Source organism: Bacillus sp. SG20033 (genome assembly GCF_044570195.1).
Taxonomy (GTDB): domain Bacteria; phylum Bacillota; class Bacilli; order Bacillales; family Bacillaceae; genus Bacillus; species Bacillus subtilis.
Genome location: NZ_CP172606.1, coordinates 3,273,800 through 3,293,333, shown reverse-complemented (window position 1 = coordinate 3,293,333; position 19,534 = coordinate 3,273,800). Strand labels below are relative to the sequence as shown.

Here is a 19,534-nt window from a genome sequence, read left to right as displayed (position 1 = left end):
AACAATTAAATTAAGGGGGTCTTTTGGATTAGAAAAAAATCCCTGAGAATCGTCTTCCCAGGGGGGAATGTTTTATCTTTTTCCTTTAATATAAGGCACGCCATTGGCTTTTGGCGCATCTGCCCGCCCGATAAAGCCGGTTAAAGCGAGAATCGTTAAGACATAAGGAGCCATCAGCATATACACATTTGGTATGTCTTTAAAAAGAGGGAGCAGCGATCCAATGATGCTTAAGCTTTGGGCGAATCCGAAAAACAGGGCGGCCCCCAGTGCTCCGATTGGATGCCATTTTCCGAATACAAGCGCTGCCAGGGCGATAAAGCCTTGCCCGGAGATGGTAGAGTGCGTGAAATCAAGCGCAATTGTGGAGGCATATACGCCGCCGCCGAGACCGCCGAACAATCCGCTGATCATCACGCCGATGTAGCGCATTTTATATACGTTGATTCCCATCGTATCGGCCGCCATCGGATGCTCTCCGACAGAACGGATACGAAGGCCGAACGGCGTTTTGAACAAGATAAACCAGGAAATAAAGGCAAGTGCTATTGCAAGAATAGACGTATAATAGACATCCGAAAAGAAGATCTTTCCCAAGACGGGAATATCGCCCAAACCGGGGATTTTCGTCTTATAAAAAGGCTCTGGAATTTTGTCTGTCTGCGCTTTGCCGTAGATCAGTTTGACGATGAATAAAGTTGCCCCGAGCGCCAGCATGTTAATGGCGACACCGCTGACTGTCTGGTCGGCGCGAAACGAAATCGCCGCTGCCGCGTGAATCAGTGAAAACAGGGCGCCTGCTGCCATGGCGGCAAGGAGCGAAAGCCAAGGTGCGGCGGCACCTAATTCCGGACCAAAAAATAAATTAAATAACACGCTGGTGAACGCCCCGATAATCATGAGGCCTTCTAAGCCGATATTCACCACACCTGATCTCTCGGAAAACACGCCGCCGAGAGCAGTTAAAATAAGCGGGGCCGCATAGACGAGTGTGGCAGGGACAATGATAGATAAAATCTGCACAATGTCCACTTAGTTCGCCCCCTTTTTCTTCAATTTGCCCATGACGAAACGAATCGCATAGCTTGAAGCCACAAACAGAATAATAATGGCAATCACAATATCAACGACCTCTGATGGAACGCCTGATTCAATCGGCATATTTAATGCGCCGATTTTCAGCCCGCCAAGCAGGCATGCTGCCAGTACAACGCCGACGGCTGTGTTTCCCCCGAGAAGAGCGACAGCGATACCGTCAAAGCCTACGCCGGTAAATGCGCCTTTCACTGCTGCGTATTCGAATGTTCCTAGGCCCTCCATGGCTCCGGCAAGGCCTGCAAAAGCGCCGGAGATAAGCATGGAGGTCATGATATTCTTCCGCACGCTCATGCCGGCATACTGGGAAGCGTGCTGGTTAAACCCGACCGCCCGGAGCTCAAATCCCTTTGTAGTTTTGTTGATGATAAACCACATGATAACTGCTGCGAGAAGGGCAACGATGATTCCCAAATGCAGCCGTGAGTAATCGGTGATCTGTTCAAGAAAAGGAGAGCGGAGGGAGGCGGATTCGTGAATTTTCCCCGTCTTGTCCTGATGATCTGTCAAGACGTTTGAAATGATGTAATTGGTCATGTGCAGCGCGATATAATTCATCATAATGGTGACAATGACTTCATGAACGTAAAATCGCGCTTTCAAAATGCCGGGAATAAACCCCCATAATCCTCCTGCAGCTGCCGCTGTAATCAATGCGAGCGGCAAGTGAATATATGCCGGTCCGTCAAACGCCGTACCGACCCAAACCGCTGCTGTCCAGCCGACGAGCAGCTGGCCCTCGACGCCGATATTAAAGAGTCCGGTTCGGAATGCAAAGGCGACAGCCAATCCGGATAAAATATAAGGCGTAATTTGCCGGATTGTTTCTCCGACATAATAGATTTCTCCGAATATCCCATTCCACAAAGCCGAATATCCGCTGGCCACACTGTAGCCGCTCACAAGCATAATCAACGCGCCGGCCGCAAGACCAAGGATGATTGCGATGAGCGGCACGAGTAAATGAGAGAGTTGTTTAACCATTTGCTTTCCCCGCTTCCTTTTGCGTGCTTCCTGCCATCAAGAGACCAAGCTCCTGTTCAGTGGTGTCCTGCGGATTAACGCTGGCGATAATGCGTCCTTCAAAAATAACGGCGATTCTGTCACTGAGATTCATAATTTCTTCAAGCTCAAACGAGAGGAGAAGAACGGCTTTCCCGGCATCACGCTGCTCAATGAGCTTTTTATGGACAAATTCAATCGCTCCGACATCAAGGCCGCGAGTCGGCTGGGCGGCAATTAATAAATCAGGATTTCGGTCTACTTCCCGCCCGATAATCGCTTTTTGCTGGTTTCCGCCTGACAATGCCCGAGCGTGTGTATATTCATCCGGCGTTCTGACGTCGTACTCAGTGATCAGGCTGCGTGCTTTTTTGTACATTTCGCCTTTATGTAAAACGCCCAATGCTGAATACGGCTTTTTGTAATAGCTTTGCAGCAGGATATTCTCTCCGATTGGAAAATCAAGGACGAGACCGTGTTTATGGCGATCCTGAGGAATATGCCCGATCCCGGATTCAGTGATTTTTCTTGGCGTCAGGTTTTGGATCTGTTTTCCGTTTAAGGTGATTGTTCCTGAATCTGTTTTGCGGAGTCCTGTCACCGCTTCGATCAGCTCTGATTGCCCGTTTCCGTCGACGCCTGCTATGCCGACTATTTCTCCCGCTTTGACAGAAAGAGACAAATCTCTGACTGTCTCTATTCCGCGGGTATCCTTTACAGTTATGCCGTCAATCGCAAGCACTTCTGCTCCCGGCTGAGCAGCTCTCTTTTCAGTTTTGAACGATACCTCGCGGCCGACCATTAGACTGGCGAGTTCGTCTTGGTTTGTATCACGGACATCAAGGGTTTTGATGCCTTTTCCTTTACGGATAACCGTAACGCGGTCACAAATCTCCATAATCTCTTTCAGCTTATGAGTGATTAAGATGATGGACTTCCCTTCTTTGACCAGGTTCTTCATAATTTGCATCAGTTCCTTAATTTCATGAGGCGTCAAAACAGCCGTCGGTTCATCAAAAATCAGAATGTCGGCACCGCGGTAGAGGGTTTTTAATATTTCTGCGCGCTGCTGCATACCGACTGATATGTCAGCTGCTTTTGCTTCAGGATGGATCTGCAGGCCGTATCGATCGGAAATGTCCTGCACCTCTTGGCCAGCACGCTTCCGGTCAATTCTGCCAAACTTCTTTGGCTCCTTCCCGAGAATAATATTTTCAGCAACTGTAAAGGTGTCAACAAGCATAAAGTGCTGGTGCACCATTCCAATTCCAAGGCCATTCGCTTTGTTCGGGCTGTTGATGTGCACCTTCTCGCCGCGCACCCGAATTTCACCCCGCTCCGGCTGATACAGCCCGAAAAGGACATTCATCAATGTTGATTTCCCCGCTCCGTTTTCACCGAGCAACGCGTGTATTTCGCCTTTTTTGACTTGAAGATTGATATTGTCATTGGCGACGATACCTGGAAACGCCTTGCGGATATTGAGCATTTCAATGACATATTCCATTGATTGACCGCTCCTTTATTTCAAAATAAAAGAAAAACAAGGGATAAGGGCTCGATCTCCTTATCCCTGCGATTCTTATTCAGCTTTGAAGGTTTTCAGCTCTTTCTCAGTTGCCGGGACTTCCAATCCGTCGATGATTTTTTTCTTCCATTTATCGACCGCTTTGATCACATCATCCGATAGATTTTGTTTAGATGGAGAAATGCCGACTCCGTCTTGATCAAGCCCGTAGGTAAGTGTTTCGCCGCCCGGGAACTTTCCGTCACTCGCTTTTTTCGTTACATCTTCAACGACTGTATCTACTTTTTTCACCATGGAAGTGAGGGTGACGTTATCATCTGTTCCTTCTACCTGGCCTTCTGCGTATTGGTCTTTATCGACACCGATGACCCAGACATCGCGTTTTGGATCTTCTTTCTTCAGGTTTTTCGCTTCAGTAAAGACGCCTGTGCCAGTGGCGCCCGCAGAGTGATAAATAACATCTACGCCTGATTTATACATGCTTTCGGCGGTTGCTTTGCCGACATCGGCTTTATCGAAACCTCCTGCGTATTTCACTTCTACAACGGCTTTAGGGTTAACTGCTTGCACGCCGGCACGGAAGCCGACCTCGAATTTTTTGATTAACTCTGATTCCATGCCGCCTACAAAGCCGATTTTTCCTGATTTGCTTGATAGGGCTGCGGCCACTCCGACGAGAAATGAGCCTTCCTGCTCTTTAAACGTAATACTTGCGACGTTGTCTTTATCGACAACAGCATCTATAATCGCAAAGTTTGTATTTTTGCGCTGGTCAGCAATTTCGCTGATTGAATCCTCCATTAAGTAGCCGACGCCGTAAATTAAGTCAAAATTCTCACGCGCCAATTTATTTAAGTTCGTTGTATAGTCTGCATCTGATTTGGATTGAAGATAGTCGTAACCGTTTTTGCCTTTTTTCAGCCCATTCTCTTTCCCGAAGGCTTGGATGCCTTCCCAGGCTGATTGGTTGAAGGATTTGTCATCCACTCCGCCTACGTCAGTAACCATCGCCACACTGAATTTGTTTTTGCCTTCGCCTGAGCCGCTGCTTTTTTCGCTGTTTCCGCATGCTCCTAATATGGTGCCTGCTGCGATCACAAGTGACATCGCCAATCCGATTTTTCGTTTATTCAAGATATAACCCCCCAGAAAAATTTGGTTCAAAGCTGATCCGGCCAGTCATGTGATGGGCTGTCCTGAACAATTTCTTAGAATCGATAAAATTTTCTGATAATAACAAATGGAATGCGCTGAGACAGTTCTATTCTTCCCTGAATAAGCGTGGTGTGAGTATTTCCTTCGAAAGGCGGGGAAGAGAAGGATGCGGAAGGCGTTCCGGGCGGAAAACCGTGACATCGTTTTCTGAAGTAAGACTTATGACTTAGTTTTTCGGGATCAACTAACCAATCATAATTTATCATTTAACTAATAAGAAATAAATAGAATTTCGCATAATTTTTTAAAAAAGTATCTATTTTTAGAATTGTTTACTTAAAAATGTGAAAGGCCCTTTGTTATTCTTGTATAACTTATCAACAATAGAATCAAGCATCTTAGCAAGAGATATGACAGAAAAACGCACTGCTCAGAGCAAGCAGTGCGTTTTCTTATAGATATTGCTTTATTCCGTTAAGGTTACTGTTGTTGACGTTGTATTGAAACACTGGTCTTCCGATCGTTCCGTACGCCATTTCTACATTCAGAACCTGTATATCTTCAAGAAACTTTAAGTATTTTCGTATGGATACTTGAGAGATTTCTGTGTGCTTTGCCAAGTCTTCTGTTGTAAAAGATTCATTTTCAAATGACTGGATACTGGACCAGATCAGCTTCAGCGTGCTTTTTGTCAGGCCTTTAGGAAGCTGCACTTTTTCTGTTGCTTCTTTCTTTTGAAAAAGCTCGGCGTCCAGTTCTTTTTGGCTCATGTTGCGATGGGTAGAATACACCTTTTGTTTTCGTCTGTAATCAGACAGAGCCGTTTGGAATCGTTCAAATTCAAACGGTTTGATTAAATAATCAACAGCTCCGTACCGAAGTGTTTTCTTGATCACGTCAAGCTCGCTGGCCGCTGAGATGACAATCACGTCAACCGCTTCATTTTGGGCTCTCAATTCCGTCAGCAGTTCCAGCCCGTTTTTTCCCGGCATATAAATATCAAGCAAAATGAGGTCGATATGATGCTCGCCTAAAATATGCAGAGCGCTTTGAAAGGAAGAAGCGATGCCTTTCAGCTGAAAGCCATCTATTTGGCTTAAGTATCGTTTATTTAATTCACCCACCATGGGGTCATCTTCAACTATTAGTACATTAATCATGATTTTCCTCCTTCGGTTCGTACGGGATGCGAATACTGAATGTCGTTCCTTCATTCTTTTCGCTTGTGAGGATCATTTGGCCTTTTAAATTTTCGATGCTTTGCTGTGTGAAATAAAGGCCGAATCCCCGGTTTTTGCCCTTTGTTGAATAGCCTTGTTCAAATACTTTGGCTTGGTCTTCTTCGGACATGCCTGCTCCAGTATCGGTAATTTCAATATCAAGTATGCTGTTATGGAAGCGCATGGACATGGTGATTTGTTTTTTCGGCATATCGGCAACGGCGTCTAAGCCATTGTTGATGAGATTTCCGATGATTGTAATAAGTTCATGGATGACAGAAGGGTCTGCCGCGTTCGGGATGACACCGTTGCATTCAATATCAAGATTTGCGCCCTGCTCACGTATAAAGCTTTGCTTTCCGAGCAGAAAACCGGCCAGTACGGAGCTTTTGACATCATTTATAATTTCACTTGTTTCTGATTTTTGCTGTATGGCTATATCTTTAATATAATCTCCAAGATCATCATACTCTTTCAGCTGGACGAGACCTAATATCACATGCAGTTTGTTCATAAATTCATGAGACTGCGCTCTCAGTGCGTTTGCATACATTTTAACACCGGAAAGCTGTTCAGCTAAATGTTTTACCTCGGTCTTGTCGCGGAATGTTGCAATCGCTCCGACAGTTTGTCCTTTCAGCTGGATAGGAACTTCATTAAACACAAGCTCCAGCCCGTTAATGCGGACGTCTCTGTCTTGAAGAGGTTTTTTTGTCTCAATGACCTTTTTCAAGCGGCTTTTCGGCAAGATGTCATCTACATCCTGATCAATGGGATTTGTGTTGATGCCTATTTTGACGAATAGGCGTTTTGCTTCCGCGTTGGCAAGTTTAATTTTGCCATGTTCATCAACAGCGAGTATTCCTTCCTTCGTCGATTCCAGCATCGCGCTCCGTTCTTCAAGCAGAGTCGCAATCTCATAAGGTTCAAGTCCGTACATGATATTTTTCACCGTACGGGCGACGATAACGGCTCCGATCACACCGACGAAGATGCTGACGCAAATAATAAAGTAAAGCGGCCGTAAGCTATGGCTGATCACTTCATCAATTTCATTTACGGTGATGCCGACCGCGACTGCACCGACTTGTTTTCCATTCTCCGCGTAGACAGGGACGAACGCTCTCTGCGATTTCCCGAGCGTGCCAGAGGCTGTGCTGATATGGACATGCCCTTTTAATACCTCGGACTCATCACCGCCTCTGAATTTTTTTCCGATTTTGCTCGGGTCGGGATGAGTTTTGCGGATACCGTTCATATCCATGACGACAACAAATTCCGTGCCGGTAATTTTCTGAACCCGCTTTGTGTAGCTCTGCAGTTCCTTTTGTTTTTTTCCGTTTTCTAAAGCAGCGGCTGTCATCGGCGCCTCAGCTACCATTTCAGCAGTCTGCAGCGCAGTGGCCTTTTCCTGATCTCTAATTCGTTTGGTGGTTTGGGCACCGACTGTAAAAAACGTAATGAGCAATGCGATTAATACAACGATACAAACAAATATGGTGAGTCTGGTTTGCAGTTTTAATGTTTTTTTCATATAAAACTTCCTTACGTTTTATGATTCCTGCGTACTACTTTACTCTCAAAATGCTGCTTTGTGAAGATTTGGGACCGTAATTCGTAAAAAGGAGAAAAAATGGAATAATTTATCTTGTCAATGTGTTTTAAGTCCTCCATAATAAATGAGGTAGATTATAGAAAGGGACTTTTTTATATGAAAAATACTTATTTGACAGGATATTTTCCGCTGATTGCGATCCTGCTTTTTAGTTCGTCCTTATCCATCTCAACTTCACTTTATGCGTTGAAGATGCTGTCTTCATTTGGAATGTATGATGGAATGCTCGATTATTTTTCAGAGAAAGGAATCAGGCTTGCGTTATTTGCTGCCTTTGCACTTTTATATTTTATGGTTCTGTCCGCTCTGAAATTAATTGCAAATACCGTGACCGAGCTGTCATTGCTGTTTTTTGCTAATGATCCGGAAGGGAACAACCTGAAAAAACTCAGAATGGGTTCCATGATTTATTTGGGCGGCGGGATTTTATCCTTTGTGCTCTTGCAAAATGTCATTTGGATTGTGATCTGGTTTGCGGTCGTCACGCTCGCTTACTTTGTGTTTACCGTATACCGGATTTATTCGACGCTTTCTCTCATGTCATTAGTTGGATTCATTCTATTGGAACTGCTGTTTTGGTTTACCTTTGTTATCGGTATTCTGTTCATATTTATCAAGCTTTATAATAGCATAATGGCTAGCTTACCTGTGTAAGCTAGCCATTTCAGCGTTTGGTGGTCAGATTTGCGCTTCGTGCTCTATACGCAATAAAACGGCGGCTAGATTCTCTGGTTTCCGCCGTTTTACATCCAATGCTCGCTCTTCATCGACTTCAAAAGTTTTCAATCATGCTGAAAAGATGACAAAATCCTAAAACGAAGCCGTTTTAGGATTTTGTCAACAATCTGTGATGGCTAGCTTTCTAGCCATTTTTTATTTACGGTAAAAATCTTTTTTTAATAGAAGGGGAGGGGAGCATACATTCATTTTTTTTGCCAAACCACTTATAGCGGTTGTTGGCAATGAAAGAATAGACCATATCTCTGACAGGCTTCGGCACTGCGAAAAACAGGACGAAGAGCCGCCATGGGCCTCGCAGATGCCTGAAAACCTTAATGGCTGCAGTTGACTTTGTGTACACTTGGCCGTCTTCAATAAAGACAAAGCTGTCAAACCGATCAGTCGGAAGCCCGCTTTTTTTCAGCAGGCTCTGTCCTGTTTCCGACTGCAGCGATGTGAAAGAAATCAATCCGTCCGGATCACGTTTAATGATAAATTGCACGGCGCCATTGCATAAATTGCATACACCGTCAAACAGCAAAACGCGATTTGGAATTTGTTCTGAAGTCATCCCATATCCCCTCCGATCCTTTAATAAGCCGCTTGCAGCGTTCCTTTCCAGATGGAAAGCTGAGGGCTGATGCTGTGAAGATATTCAACGCTGGTCGGTGTGTCCTTTCCGACCCAGACACCCATTGTATACGTATCAGTCAGGCCGACAAACCACATATCGTGATAATCATTTGATGTTCCGGTTTTACCGCCGATGTAAGGCGCATTGAAATATGCTTTTTTCCCTGTTCCGCTTTTCACAACGGAAGACATCAGTTTTTTCAGCTGCATGTTCGTGCGGACGCTGAATATTTGAGTCGCTTTATCATTCCATTTATAAAGCGTTTTTCCTTTTAGGTCTGTCACCTTTGTAATCGCATGGCTCGGCGTATAGCTTCCGCTGTTGCCGAATGTCGTATAAGCCTTTGTCATCTCAAGAGGCGTCATGCCGTTTGTAAATCCGCCAAGCGCCGCCGGAAGAAGATAGTCACTGTCGACAAGTTTGGCAAAATGATACGGCTCAATATAACTGAATGCCTTTTGGATGCCGACGCGGTCGAGCATTCTAATAGCCGGGGTATTATATGAATTTTTAAACGCCGTATCAAGCGTCACTGTGCCGTAAGTGCGGTTATTGTAGTTTTGCGGACAGTAGTCTTTGCTGCAAAACTTGCTGGCATCAATGGTGCTGCTTGCTGTCGCGCCGGTCTGTTCAATATAAGGGCCGTAATCAAGAAGCGGCTTAATGGATGACCCCGGCTGCCTGTACGCCTGGTAGGCGCGGTTAAAGTCATATTTTTGATAGTTTTTCCCGCCGGATAGAGCGATGATTTGATGCGTCTGGTGATTAATCACAGCCGCTCCGCCCTGTACGTCCGCATACGGGAGCTTGGAATTCATTTGTGCCACAACTTGATTTTGCATGTACGGATCAAGTGCAGTATAAATTTTCACTCCGTCTTTCATCAGCGTGCTGACTCTTGCGGACAGCTCGTTCTCGATCTTTTCTTTTTGTTTTCCTGACGCTTTTTGAAGGCGTTTATCAAAGCCTTCTGATTCAGACACCAGCTGAGTGAATTCATCATTGACGTAGGAAACGTAGTCAGGATATTTGTCTTCTCTTTTTTCAACATCCAGTTTGATTTTTTGTTTTACGGCTTTTTTCAGCTCTTTGTCCGTAATGACCCCGGCATCTTTTAGCCCTTTAAGCAAACGTTCTTGACGGCTTTTCGTGTAGTCAAAATGCTTGAGAGGATCATATAATGTAGGGTTATTAGGTATAGCACAGATAAAAGCCATTTCTCCCACTGTGAGAGATTTCAGCGGTTTGCTGAAATAGAATTGAGCCGCTGAACCGACGCCGTAAACACCATTGTTGAAATAAATGGTATTTAAGTAAGCTTCAAGAATTTCATTTTTTGTATATTTTTTCTCCAGCTGATAGGAATACGCGAGCTCTGTCAGCTTGCGGCTGAAGGAGCGTTCGTGGCTCAAATACAAGTTTCTTGAAAGCTGCTGTGTGATGGTGCTGGCACCCTGGTCAATTTTCTTGTCTTTTACGTTAGAAGCAGTAGCCCGCACCATTCCCATAAAGTCAAAGCCTTTATGCTCGTAAAAATGGCGGTCCTCAGATGTTAAGAAAATCTGTTTGACTTCCTCGGGAATCTTGTTAAATGGAACGAGCACACGGTTTTCGTGGTCGCTAACGATTTCCGAGACAAGGGAGCCGTCCCTGTCATACATGTAGCTGTTCTGAACAAGGCTGATATCTTTCAGATCAATATTTTTATCAAGCACCTGATCCAGGGACTTCATTTGTTTTACTTCTTTTCCGGAAGCGATAACTGTAAATGCAAACAATGGGATTATGCAAAGGAGCAAAATCCATCCGATTATTTTTCGTAACATGGTCACTCTCTTTTCTCCTAAATTCTAGCCATATCGTACCATTCTTTTGAGATTACGAGAAGGTTAAATTTAGAAGATTCCTCAGTTTTTTCTCGGAATCAGCTTGCTTTGGCATAAGAATCTTTCCGAAGTTTCTGCATGATCCAAAGCATGCAGGCGCCGGCGAAAAAGAGAAACGCCGTGACGTAAAAGGTGGCCGAAATGGTAAAATGGCTCGATATGATTCCGCCGAGCAGAGGCCCGAGCACGTTTCCTAAAAAGCGAAAGCTGACATTGTAGCCGAGAACTTCACCCTGAATGCTGCCGGGAGCCTGAACGCGGATCGCTGCCGTAATGCATGGCAGCAAACCGCCCATCGCCATTCCGAATAAAAATCTGAAAACAAGGAGCACGCTGAGTGAGGACGCGAGCGCCTGCGGAATAAAAAAGAAAGAGGCGGCGAGCAAAAGTCCGATTAAAATGCGGCGGTGGCCGTAGCGGTCGCCCAGATCACCCCATTTTCTAGCCAGCAGCAAACTTCCGAGCCCCGTTGCTGAAAATGCCATGCCGGAGAAAAAGGCAAGATTGACAGGCCCGTGCAGCTCATTTACATATAAAGCGAGCAGGGGCTGGATACTGAAATTGCCTGTTTGAATCAGCATGGTTAACAGCATCATGACCCACAGCGCCGGATGGTGAAAAATATAGGAGAGCACTTCTTTTCTCGAGTATGACGTACGTTTGGCTGTTTTCTCTGCAAGAGGCTTTTCTTTGACACCAAATAACACGAGAAGAACAGACGAGAAAATCACAAAGGATGTGATAAAAAAGGTATACGTAAAGCCGAAATGATCAGCAAGCATGCCTCCCAAAAGCGGGCCGAACAAGCTTCCGGACACTTGCCCCATTTGCAGCGTGCCAAGTGTTTTGCCGGCTGAGCTCTTCGGAGTCTGTGCCGAAATCATCGCAAGAGATGTCGGGATGAATCCGGTTACAAGACCCATTGCCATACGCAGAAAAAACAATTGGTACACCGATGTAACAAAGCCTATGAAGAAAATGCTGAGGGCAATGCCCGTTCCGGTTGCCATAAGGATTTTCTTGTATCCGCGTTTGTCTCCGAACCGTCCCCAAAACGGGGATACCAAAAACGCCATGAGAAATGTAATGCCGAACACATAGCCGCTCCACCTTTGCACAAAGCCGTTTGAAAAAGAGCTGAGCGTCTCAATGTATAAGGAGAGAAAAGGAACGATCATCGTTGTGCTAGCGGAGACAAAAAAGTTCGCCAGCCACACAATGACAAAGTTTTTCTTACGGATAGAAATAACATCACCTTCTTATTATTTCGGGTTCCTTACTAATTATAAAGAAACGATTCACAATTTAAAAGAAACGAAGCGGCTGGGAAAATTCATTATTTTTAGAAAATGAAGAAATGTCGAGAAGGGGAATTGATATACTATAAAGATAGCATTTTCTGATCGGAGGAAAGGCAGGTGTAAAAAGGTGACGACAAACAGCTTACTCATTATTGATTTCGAATTTACAATGCCCGATGGAAAGTACAGTCCTCAAAACTTCTTCCCGGAAATCATTGAAGCCGGGATTGTAAAGTCGATTGATGATGAAGTGGTTGAGACGTTTTCTAGCTATGTTAGACCGAAAAAGTTCCCGAAGCTTACGAAACGCTGCAAATCATTTTTAAAAATAACCCAAAAACAGGTTGACGAAGGAATGAGATTCGAGGATTTCATCCGTAAACTAAACGAGCTGGATCCTGAGAAAAACAGCACAATTATTACGTGGGGAAACATGGATATGAAAGTGCTGAAACAAAACTGTATGTTTAACCATATCCCTTTCCCGTTTAAGGGAGAAATGAGAGATTTATCGCTTGAATACAAAAACTTTTTTGGAGACCGGACATTGACGGGTTTATGGAAAGCTGCCGAAGAGTATGGAGATTCCGGAACCGGCACCCATCATAAAGCGCTTGATGATGCTCTCACAGCATATAAACTTTTTAAGCTTGTTGAGCAGGATAAGCAGTATCTCGAAAAGCCAAAACCGCCCACAATCGGCGAAAGAATCGATTTAACCGAACTGTTCAAGCGCGCGACGTGAAAAACCCAATCTTTTGTCAGACTGGGTTATGGCAGGTTAAAATATTCTTTTTCTAAAATGTCCAGATTATGAAGGGAGCGTTTTGCCCACTCCGAACCATCCTCATTCAATTTGGCTCTCAGCTGTGCTGTCGCCTCCCGCAGAGATTCGGTATAATCCGGCACTTCACCGTCATAAGGCTTCACCATATGGTGGGGGATATTGGTCTGTTCACCATATGCGAGCGCTTTTCTCTCATGGAAAAATGGCACATCCGCCTGTTTTGGATGATGAAGGTCTCCTTGAGAGGGATGGGTAAGAACCGCTTTCACTTTCACTAAATAGTGCTGCGGCCTGCAAGCCGTGATTTCTCCTATGTATACACCTGTTTTGTAAAATCCTTTAACGATAGAGCCTGTCTCAAACGTGCTCATCTGTCATCACCTCGCATTCATTCTATTAAAGTTCCAATAGATTTGCTAGTGAGGAAGATCAGCGGGAAGCTTAATGGTCACCGTAGTGCCTTTTTGGAAGCTGCTGTTAAATGAAATGGTCCCGTGATGATGTTCAATAATGGAAAAGGTTACGGTGAGGCCGAGTCCCGTTCCGTTCGTTTTTAAGGAATAATAAGGTTCGCCGAGTTTTTGCATTTGATGGTCTGTCATCCCGACCCCATTGTCAGTGATGTTAATCATGATCGTATGGCCGTTTCTTTTGGCTGATATGTGGATCATCCCCTTCCCGTGAGGAACCGCTTCAATACTGTTTTTCATCAGGTTGATGACAGCCTGCTTCAGCTTTGTTGCGTCTCCGTATATCAAAAGGTCCGGTTCTGTTTCAGCCTCGACGGTTACTGACTTGTAATTGGCGTACGACACCATAAGGGAGCTTGTCTCTTTGATAAGGGCTGATAGGTCAAAAACCTCTTTTTCGTATAATTGCTGTTTGGCCATATCGAGATAGTTTGTAATAATGCCTTGCGCCCGGTCAAGCTCTGACAGTACAAGCTTTTTGTAATCCGCACTCGACTTGTTTTGTAGGGTTTCGTCATTAAAAAGCAGCTGGACAAACCCGCGGACAACTGTCAGCGGATTCCTGACCTCATGAGCGACGCTCGCTGCCAGTTCACTCACAATCGTCATTTTTTCAGAATGGATAAGCTGTGAGCGCAGGGCGATATTTTCGGCGATGCTTTCGATAATATAGATGCTTAATAGAAGAACACTGGAGCGGAAAAGCCCTGAGATTGCCGCCTCGTAAACGAAAATTCCTGATTTTTGAAAATTTAAAATATTCAAGGCGGAAAGAATCCAGCTTGAGGCGAAAAATAGGAAAATCTCCACGCAGCTGATCAATAAAGACAGCAGCAGTTTTTTCGCTTTGGACATGAATGGCCATTTTTTCTGAAATAAGATTGGGATAATGATAAGAAAAGGCAGCAAAGTGAAAACAAATATTGCGGAAGGTTCGTAAAAAAGCAGTTCAAAACATAGGACAGATGCGGCGACTGTAAGTCCGGAAGCGGTACTAATGTAAAATAAACAAATGATAACGGGAATCATCTGAAGGCCGTATTGTATGTAGTCCATTTCATGAATCGGGAAAATAATGCATAAAACGGAGGCGCCGCAGGCGAAGAGCGTGACCAAACCGCTGTTTATTTTTGGCACAAGAATCGCAGGTTTTCCAAGCCAAAACACTTGGTAAAGAAGAATAGGAAACAAAATAAAGCAGATATGCAGAAGATAGTCTTTTAGAATTTCCATTCGTGTGAAATCCTTTCGTATAAAATATGAATCTATTATAACACTAAATATTAGAAGTAAAATATAAAATTCCTTTATTAAGAACGCCTTTACAAATGAAGACGTAAAGGCGTTTACAGCTATATTTACGATAATGCGGCTTTGATGCGGCGCAGGCCGTCCTGCAGGGTTGCAAGAGAGCATCCCGCGTTCAGGCGCATAAATCCTTCTCCGCCAGGCCCGTATTTCGTCCCGGGCTCTAAAATAACTTTTCCTTTTTTTAGCATTCTTTGCTGAAGCTCTGTATCGGACAAGCCGTAAGCGCTGAAGTCGAGCCAAATCAAGTATGATGCATCCGGCTTCATCATTTTGACCTTTGGCAACTCGGTGCTCAAAAAGGCTTCCGCTTCGTTCATGTTTTTCTCAATGTAAGAGATCAATTCATCAAGCCACGGTCCCCCTTTTGAATACGCGGCTTCGATTGCAGTGACGGCAAACGAGTTCAGTCCGCCTAAACCATTTCGCTGAAGGCTTGCGGAAAACTTGGCGCGCTTCAGGCGATCCGGAATAATGATCGCTGAAGCCTGCAATCCGGCGATATTAAATGTTTTGCTTGGAGCAGCACATGTCACAGAAATATCAGCGAAATCGTCAGAGAGCGAAGCGAACGGTGTGTGTTTGTGTCCGTACAGCATTAAATCGGAATGGATTTCATCCGATACAACTGTGACGCCATGCTCAAGACACAATTCGCCTAGCTTTAGTAAATCTTCCCGGCCCCATGAACGCCCAGAAGGGTTATGAGGATTGCATAAAATAAACAATGTAACGCTTGGGTCACGAAGCTTCGTCTCCAAATCTTCAAAATCCATTGCATATGCGCCGTCTTTTTCTAGCAGCGGATTATGTAAAATGTGCCGGCCGTTTTTCTCCACCATATGGTAAAAAGGCGTATAAACTGGAGGCTGAACAACTACTTGATCGCCAGGCTCCGTAAAAGCTTGTACCGCCATGCTCAAAGCTGTTACAACGCCGGGGCTGAATGTGATGCTTTCCGGATTCACCTTCCAGCCGTGCCTGTTTTGCATCCATCCGCACACAGCATCCTTCGTTTTTTGATCTGGAGTTGTATAACCAAAAATACCGTGGTCAAGACGCTCTTTTAACGCTTCAATTATCGCTTCCGGGGCGCGAAAATCCATATCCGCCACCCACATCGGGAGTGCGTCTGTCACGCCAAATAATTCGCCTGTTTTGTCCCATTTGACAGATTGGGTGCCAAGGCGTTCTTCTCGTTTATCAAAGTTCATTCTGTTACCCCCTCATGTATGTTTATTCTTCTAAGCTTCACTATGATAAGATAGAACTGCAAATTTTATTATAAGCGGTGATGAATATGGAAGAAAGTCAAGCGGTCAGGGAAATGATTAAGATCATTGCCAAATGGGACCCGTTTAAATATGGAGAAGAGTTTTACGAAACGGAGTCTGTTGATGTCGTGCAGGCAGTCTATGATGAAGACGATCCCGACGTGCTGGCGAAAAGCATTCAGCAAATATTTGAAACTTCTTTTGAACAAACGCTGCCGATCGACAGCTGCCGGGAAGTGGCTGGCCAGCTTTTATTCATTAAAAACAGCAGCTCCTGCACGCCTTAAAAAAACCGGTTCAGCACCGGTTTTTTTAATTGATAAAATGAGCAATGTGTTCAGAAACAAGTTCAGGGCGTTCTTCAGGCACCAGATGTCCGGTCTGGCCAAGTGAGTACAGCACGGAATTAGGCAAATCTGCGTGCAGCCGTTTACCGATCTCCATTGGGACAATTCGATCCTCCTCGCCCCAAATCAATAGAGCAGGCTTGTTCATTTTCTTCAATTGCTCGGGTTCTAAATCTCCTTCTCTGTGGCGGATAAACCTTGTCATGGCTTTGAAAATCTGCTCGTCCTGAAACGGTCTGCCATAGCCGTCAATCATCTCCTCATCAATCAGCGATTTGTCATGCACCACATTTAATAAATTTTTCATCACGCCTTCTTTCGAGAGCCAGCGTTTGATGTAAAGATGAAAATACGGGATATGGGTCCCGAAAATGATCGTCGGGTGTGAACGTTTTAAATACCCTGAACTGCAAAGCAGCACAACCTTTGAAAAAAGCTCAGGTTTTTGGAGAGCAGCAGACAGCGATATCTGCCCGCCCATAGAATGCCCGACAAGCACAGCCTGTTTCACTTGCAAGTGCTCCAAAATCCCAATGACAAGCTTAGCAAGGTTTTGATAGGTATAGATAAACGTTCTTGATTTTTCAGATTGGCCGAAAGGAGGCAAATCAAGCGCGATGATGTCGTACTTGTCCCGAAGGAGAGGAATTACTTTTCTGAAGCTGAATGCAGATGATAAAAAACCGTGTACGCAGACCAGCGTTTGCCTGCCAGGATTTTGATAATGTTCGTAGTATACATTGACTCCATCGACCGTAAACCGCCTTATTGGTGAAACCGCCTCCATTCTGTGTCACTCCCTTTTTTTGATGGTTGTATTATGCCCTGAAATTGTCAATTCTAGCGGAAGTTTCTCCTCGTTTTTTCTTAGCATTCGTCAAAAAACGTGATATAATGTCATGAGATTTCTTGACATTGCAAAGGTGTGAATCAAATGAAATTGACAGAAAAAGAAACAGAAATATTAGAAATTTTAGACGAAAACAGCCGCGCCGATTTAGAAACAATCGCAAAGATGGCGGGCATCCCTGTAAATGAAGTAAAAACCATTATTGACAAACTGGAGAAAGAAAAGGTTATTATCGATTATTCCGCTATGATTGATTGGCGAAAAGTAGACGGACATGAGGGCGTTACGGCCATGATCGACGTCAAAGTAACGCCGAAGCGAGGCGTCGGTTTTGATGAAGTGGCGGAACGGATTTACCGATTCCAAGAGGTTGAATCAGTTTACCTGATGTCAGGCGTATACGATTTGTCTGTCGTGATTCGCGGCAATTCGATGTCTGACGTAGCGCGTTTTGTTTCGGATAAACTCTCAACGCTTGATTCAGTTGTATCTACGACAACCCATTTTATCCTGAAAAAATACAAGCATGACGGCAAAGTGTTTGAAACAGGAGACGACGACAAAAGAATCGTGGTGTCACCGTAAATGACTTCGTATTTATCAGACTATGTACAACAAATAAAACCATCCGGCATCCGCAAATTCTTTGATTTGGCGGCAACGATGGAAGGCGTCATTTCTTTAGGCGTCGGCGAGCCTGATTTTGTTACCGCGTGGAATGTCCGCGAAGCAAGCATTCTCTCTCTTGAACAAGGATATACGTCATACACGGCCAATGCGGGTTTATACTCATTGCGGGAGGAAATCGGCCGTTATTTGAGCAACAGGTTTGATCTTAGCTACTCGCCAGATAATGAGCTGATTGTGACAGTGGGGGCAAGTCAGGCTTTGGATATTGCGATCCGCGCCATTGTGAATCCAGGTGAGGAAGTCATCATTCCTGAGCCGTGTTTTGTGGCGTATGATGCGCTTGTTTCTTTGGCAGGCGGTATCCCGGTTCACGTTCATACAACGGCAGACAAAGGATTTAAAGCAACGGCTGCTGATTTTGAAGCGGCAGTCACTGAAAAAACAAAGGCCATTCTCATCTGCTCACCATCGAATCCGACAGGTTCGGTTTATTCGAAGGAAGAGCTGAATGAGATTGCTGAGTTTGCCAAAAAACATGATGTCATCGTTTTAGCCGACGAGATCTACGCGGAGCTGACATATGATGAGGAATTTACAAGTATAGCGGCATTACCGGGAATGAAGGAACGGACGGTAGTCATCTCAGGCTTTTCAAAAGCATTTGCAATGACGGGCTGGAGGCTCGGTTTTGCCGCGGCACCATCCTTGCTTCGGGATGCCATGCTTAAAATTCATCAGTATGCGATGATGTGTGCGCCCGCAATGGCGCAGTTTGCCGCCCTTGAAGGCCTGAAGAACGGCATGGAAGACGTAGAAAAAATGAAAAAAAGCTATCGAAGAAGAAGGAATCTGTTTGTAGAATCGCTCAATGAAATCGGTCTCAGCTGTCATCATCCGGGCGGCGCTTTCTATGCTTTTCCATCAATTAAAAGCACGGGGATGAGTTCAGAACAGTTTGCCGAGGAGCTTCTGACGCAGGAAAAAGTGGCCGTTGTTCCTGGAAGTGTGTTTGGTCCGAGCGGTGAGGGATATATCCGTTGTTCATACGCAACCTCGATTGAACAGCTTCAAGAAGCGTTAGTCAGAATGAAACGCTTCCTGCACAAAACAACATAAAAAAAGATACGAACCTTTTGTTCGCATCCAATAAAAGGGGGGAATACTAGAAAGCCTTTGGTATTTTCAGTTTACCCCCTTTTTGCTGTGCATAAACCTGATTTTTTATAAAAAAGTTTTCTTTGCGGAAATAAGACATGTGTGATATAATTTTAAATTGCGTATAAACAGATATTTAATTTAACTTAGGAGTTGTTATGAATGGCAGCAAAATTTGAAGTGGGCAGTGTTTACACTGGTAAAGTTACAGGATTACAAGCGTATGGTGCGTTTGTTGCATTAGATGAAGAAACTCAAGGGTTAGTACACATTTCTGAAGTGACTCACGGTTTCGTAAAAGATATCAACGAGCACCTTTCAGTTGGCGACGAAGTACAAGTAAAAGTACTTGCTGTTGATGAAGAAAAAGGCAAAATCAGCCTTTCAATTCGTGCGACACAAGCTGCGCCTGAGAAAAAAGAAAGCAAACCAAGAAAACCTAAAGCTGCTCAAGTAAGCGAAGAAGCTTCTACACCACAAGGTTTCAACACATTAAAAGATAAGCTTGAAGAGTGGATCGAAATGTCCAACCGCAAAGACCTTATCAAAAAATAAGT

Annotated in this window: 20 protein-coding genes; 7 read left to right on the top strand and 13 right to left on the bottom strand. The window is 44.5% G+C overall.

The window, feature by feature from the left end:
* Window positions 1-72: 72 nt before the first annotated feature.
* From nupQ to maeL, 6 genes are all read right to left on the bottom strand, one after another.
* The gene (gene nupQ / locus ACFVP7_RS17430; RefSeq protein ID WP_014480697.1) at window positions 73-1,032 is read right to left on the bottom strand and encodes a guanosine ABC transporter permease NupQ; all 960 of its coding nucleotides are present in this window, start codon (window positions 1,030-1,032) and stop codon (window positions 73-75) included.
* Window positions 1,033-2,079 carry a guanosine ABC transporter permease NupP gene (gene nupP, locus ACFVP7_RS17425; RefSeq protein ID WP_338730752.1) on the bottom strand — a complete coding sequence of 349 codons (1,047 nt, stop codon included), beginning with the start codon at window positions 2,077-2,079 and terminating at the stop codon, window positions 1,033-1,035.
* Window positions 2,072-3,604, bottom strand: coding sequence for a guanosine ABC transporter ATP-binding protein NupO (gene nupO, locus ACFVP7_RS17420; protein ID WP_338730751.1), 1,533 nt, complete (start codon window positions 3,602-3,604; stop codon window positions 2,072-2,074). Before nupO ends, nupP begins: the two co-directional genes overlap by 8 nt.
* A gap of 75 nt (window positions 3,605-3,679) precedes the next feature.
* A complete protein-coding gene (gene nupN / locus ACFVP7_RS17415; protein ID WP_015384509.1) occupies window positions 3,680-4,759 on the bottom strand; it encodes a guanosine ABC transporter substrate-binding protein NupN in 1,080 nt (359 codons plus the stop codon).
* Between the two features lie 473 nt (window positions 4,760-5,232).
* On the bottom strand, window positions 5,233-5,940 hold the full coding sequence (maeM, locus tag ACFVP7_RS17410) for a two-component system response regulator MaeM (RefSeq protein WP_014477821.1): 708 nt from the start codon (window positions 5,938-5,940) through the stop codon (window positions 5,233-5,235).
* Window positions 5,933-7,534: a two-component system sensor histidine kinase MaeL gene (gene maeL, locus ACFVP7_RS17405; RefSeq protein WP_338730750.1), complete on the bottom strand. Its 1,602-nt coding sequence runs from the start codon at window positions 7,532-7,534 to the stop codon at window positions 5,933-5,935. The genes maeM and maeL overlap by 8 nt, the downstream gene beginning before the upstream one ends.
* A 177-nt stretch (window positions 7,535-7,711) precedes the next feature.
* On the opposite strand from maeL, the gene ACFVP7_RS17400 reads away from it, so the two are divergent.
* The gene (locus ACFVP7_RS17400; protein WP_003228837.1) at window positions 7,712-8,269 is read left to right on the top strand and encodes a YufK family protein; all 558 of its coding nucleotides are present in this window, start codon (window positions 7,712-7,714) and stop codon (window positions 8,267-8,269) included.
* Window positions 8,270-8,492: 223 nt separating this feature from the next.
* On the opposite strand, the gene ACFVP7_RS17395 is transcribed toward ACFVP7_RS17400, so the two are convergent.
* The 3 genes from ACFVP7_RS17395 to ACFVP7_RS17385 form a co-directional block, all read right to left on the bottom strand.
* Window positions 8,493-8,906 (bottom strand): thiol-disulfide oxidoreductase DCC family protein, encoded by a 414-nt coding sequence (locus ACFVP7_RS17395; protein ID WP_015384506.1) that lies wholly within the window; start codon window positions 8,904-8,906, stop codon window positions 8,493-8,495.
* A gap of 20 nt (window positions 8,907-8,926) precedes the next feature.
* Window positions 8,927-10,801 (bottom strand): transglycosylase domain-containing protein, encoded by a 1,875-nt coding sequence (locus tag ACFVP7_RS17390; protein WP_216995468.1) that lies wholly within the window; start codon window positions 10,799-10,801, stop codon window positions 8,927-8,929.
* A 92-nt stretch (window positions 10,802-10,893) separates the two neighbouring features.
* Complete coding sequence (locus ACFVP7_RS17385) at window positions 10,894-12,102, bottom strand: multidrug efflux MFS transporter (protein WP_396583268.1); 1,209 nt, start codon at window positions 12,100-12,102, stop codon at window positions 10,894-10,896.
* On the opposite strand from ACFVP7_RS17385, the gene ACFVP7_RS17380 reads away from it, so the two are divergent.
* Window positions 12,005-12,208 carry a hypothetical protein gene (locus ACFVP7_RS17380; protein ID WP_003243502.1) on the top strand — a complete coding sequence of 68 codons (204 nt, stop codon included), beginning with the start codon at window positions 12,005-12,007 and terminating at the stop codon, window positions 12,206-12,208. The genes ACFVP7_RS17385 and ACFVP7_RS17380 overlap by 98 nt on opposite strands.
* A 75-nt stretch (window positions 12,209-12,283) precedes the next feature.
* Window positions 12,284-12,901 (top strand): 3'-5' exonuclease KapD, encoded by a 618-nt coding sequence (gene kapD, locus ACFVP7_RS17375; protein WP_014480688.1) that lies wholly within the window; start codon window positions 12,284-12,286, stop codon window positions 12,899-12,901.
* A 26-nt stretch (window positions 12,902-12,927) separates the two neighbouring features.
* On the opposite strand, the gene kapB is transcribed toward kapD, so the two are convergent.
* The 3 genes from kapB to patB all read right to left on the bottom strand — a co-directional run bounded on the left by kapB (window position 12,928) and on the right by patB (window position 15,935).
* A complete protein-coding gene (gene kapB, locus ACFVP7_RS17370) occupies window positions 12,928-13,314 on the bottom strand; it encodes a kinase-associated lipoprotein KapB (RefSeq protein WP_336156412.1) in 387 nt (128 codons plus the stop codon).
* A gap of 45 nt (window positions 13,315-13,359) precedes the next feature.
* Window positions 13,360-14,646, bottom strand: coding sequence for a sporulation sensor histidine kinase KinB (gene kinB, locus ACFVP7_RS17365; protein ID WP_375060241.1), 1,287 nt, complete (start codon window positions 14,644-14,646; stop codon window positions 13,360-13,362).
* Between the two features lie 125 nt (window positions 14,647-14,771).
* Complete coding sequence (patB, locus tag ACFVP7_RS17360; protein WP_338730747.1) at window positions 14,772-15,935, bottom strand: cystathionine beta-lyase PatB; 1,164 nt, start codon at window positions 15,933-15,935, stop codon at window positions 14,772-14,774.
* A gap of 86 nt (window positions 15,936-16,021) precedes the next feature.
* On the opposite strand from patB, the gene ACFVP7_RS17355 reads away from it, so the two are divergent.
* The gene (locus ACFVP7_RS17355; RefSeq protein ID WP_338730746.1) at window positions 16,022-16,282 is read left to right on the top strand and encodes a YugE family protein; all 261 of its coding nucleotides are present in this window, start codon (window positions 16,022-16,024) and stop codon (window positions 16,280-16,282) included.
* Between the two features lie 25 nt (window positions 16,283-16,307).
* On the opposite strand, the gene ACFVP7_RS17350 is transcribed toward ACFVP7_RS17355, so the two are convergent.
* Window positions 16,308-17,129 carry an alpha/beta fold hydrolase gene (locus ACFVP7_RS17350; protein WP_032726784.1) on the bottom strand — a complete coding sequence of 274 codons (822 nt, stop codon included), beginning with the start codon at window positions 17,127-17,129 and terminating at the stop codon, window positions 16,308-16,310.
* A 147-nt stretch (window positions 17,130-17,276) separates the two neighbouring features.
* On the opposite strand from ACFVP7_RS17350, the gene ACFVP7_RS17345 reads away from it, so the two are divergent.
* The 3 genes from ACFVP7_RS17345 (at window position 17,277) to yugI (ending at window position 19,532) form a co-directional block, all read left to right on the top strand.
* Window positions 17,277-17,777 (top strand): Lrp/AsnC family transcriptional regulator, encoded by a 501-nt coding sequence (locus ACFVP7_RS17345; RefSeq protein WP_009968070.1) that lies wholly within the window; start codon window positions 17,277-17,279, stop codon window positions 17,775-17,777.
* Window positions 17,778-18,938, top strand: coding sequence for an aminotransferase (locus ACFVP7_RS17340; RefSeq protein WP_338730745.1), 1,161 nt, complete (start codon window positions 17,778-17,780; stop codon window positions 18,936-18,938). It abuts the gene before it with no gap.
* Between the two features lie 201 nt (window positions 18,939-19,139).
* The gene (gene yugI / locus ACFVP7_RS17335; RefSeq protein ID WP_003228864.1) at window positions 19,140-19,532 is read left to right on the top strand and encodes a S1 domain-containing post-transcriptional regulator GSP13; all 393 of its coding nucleotides are present in this window, start codon (window positions 19,140-19,142) and stop codon (window positions 19,530-19,532) included.
* Window positions 19,533-19,534 lie beyond the last annotated feature (2 nt).

Coding starts and splice junctions, on each gene's coding strand:
- nupP (WP_338730752.1), bottom strand. CDS start 2,079: ATGGTTAAACAACTCTCTCATTTACTCGTGCCGCTCATCGCAATCATC.
- nupO (WP_338730751.1), bottom strand. CDS start 3,604: ATGGAATATGTCATTGAAATGCTCAATATCCGCAAGGCGTTTCCAGGT.
- maeM (WP_014477821.1), bottom strand. CDS start 5,940: ATGATTAATGTACTAATAGTTGAAGATGACCCCATGGTGGGTGAATTA.
- maeL (WP_338730750.1), bottom strand. CDS start 7,534: ATGAAAAAAACATTAAAACTGCAAACCAGACTCACCATATTTGTTTGT.
- ACFVP7_RS17400 (WP_003228837.1), top strand. CDS start 7,712: ATGAAAAATACTTATTTGACAGGATATTTTCCGCTGATTGCGATCCTG.
- ACFVP7_RS17395 (WP_015384506.1), bottom strand. CDS start 8,906: ATGACTTCAGAACAAATTCCAAATCGCGTTTTGCTGTTTGACGGTGTA.
- ACFVP7_RS17380 (WP_003243502.1), top strand. CDS start 12,005: ATGTATAAGGAGAGAAAAGGAACGATCATCGTTGTGCTAGCGGAGACA.
- kapB (WP_336156412.1), bottom strand. CDS start 13,314: ATGAGCACGTTTGAGACAGGCTCTATCGTTAAAGGATTTTACAAAACA.
- kinB (WP_375060241.1), bottom strand. CDS start 14,646: ATGGAAATTCTAAAAGACTATCTTCTGCATATCTGCTTTATTTTGTTT.
- patB (WP_338730747.1), bottom strand. CDS start 15,935: ATGAACTTTGATAAACGAGAAGAACGCCTTGGCACCCAATCTGTCAAA.
- ACFVP7_RS17355 (WP_338730746.1), top strand. CDS start 16,022: ATGGAAGAAAGTCAAGCGGTCAGGGAAATGATTAAGATCATTGCCAAA.
- ACFVP7_RS17350 (WP_032726784.1), bottom strand. CDS start 17,129: ATGGAGGCGGTTTCACCAATAAGGCGGTTTACGGTCGATGGAGTCAAT.
- ACFVP7_RS17345 (WP_009968070.1), top strand. CDS start 17,277: ATGAAATTGACAGAAAAAGAAACAGAAATATTAGAAATTTTAGACGAA.
- ACFVP7_RS17340 (WP_338730745.1), top strand. CDS start 17,778: ATGACTTCGTATTTATCAGACTATGTACAACAAATAAAACCATCCGGC.
- yugI (WP_003228864.1), top strand. CDS start 19,140: ATGGCAGCAAAATTTGAAGTGGGCAGTGTTTACACTGGTAAAGTTACA.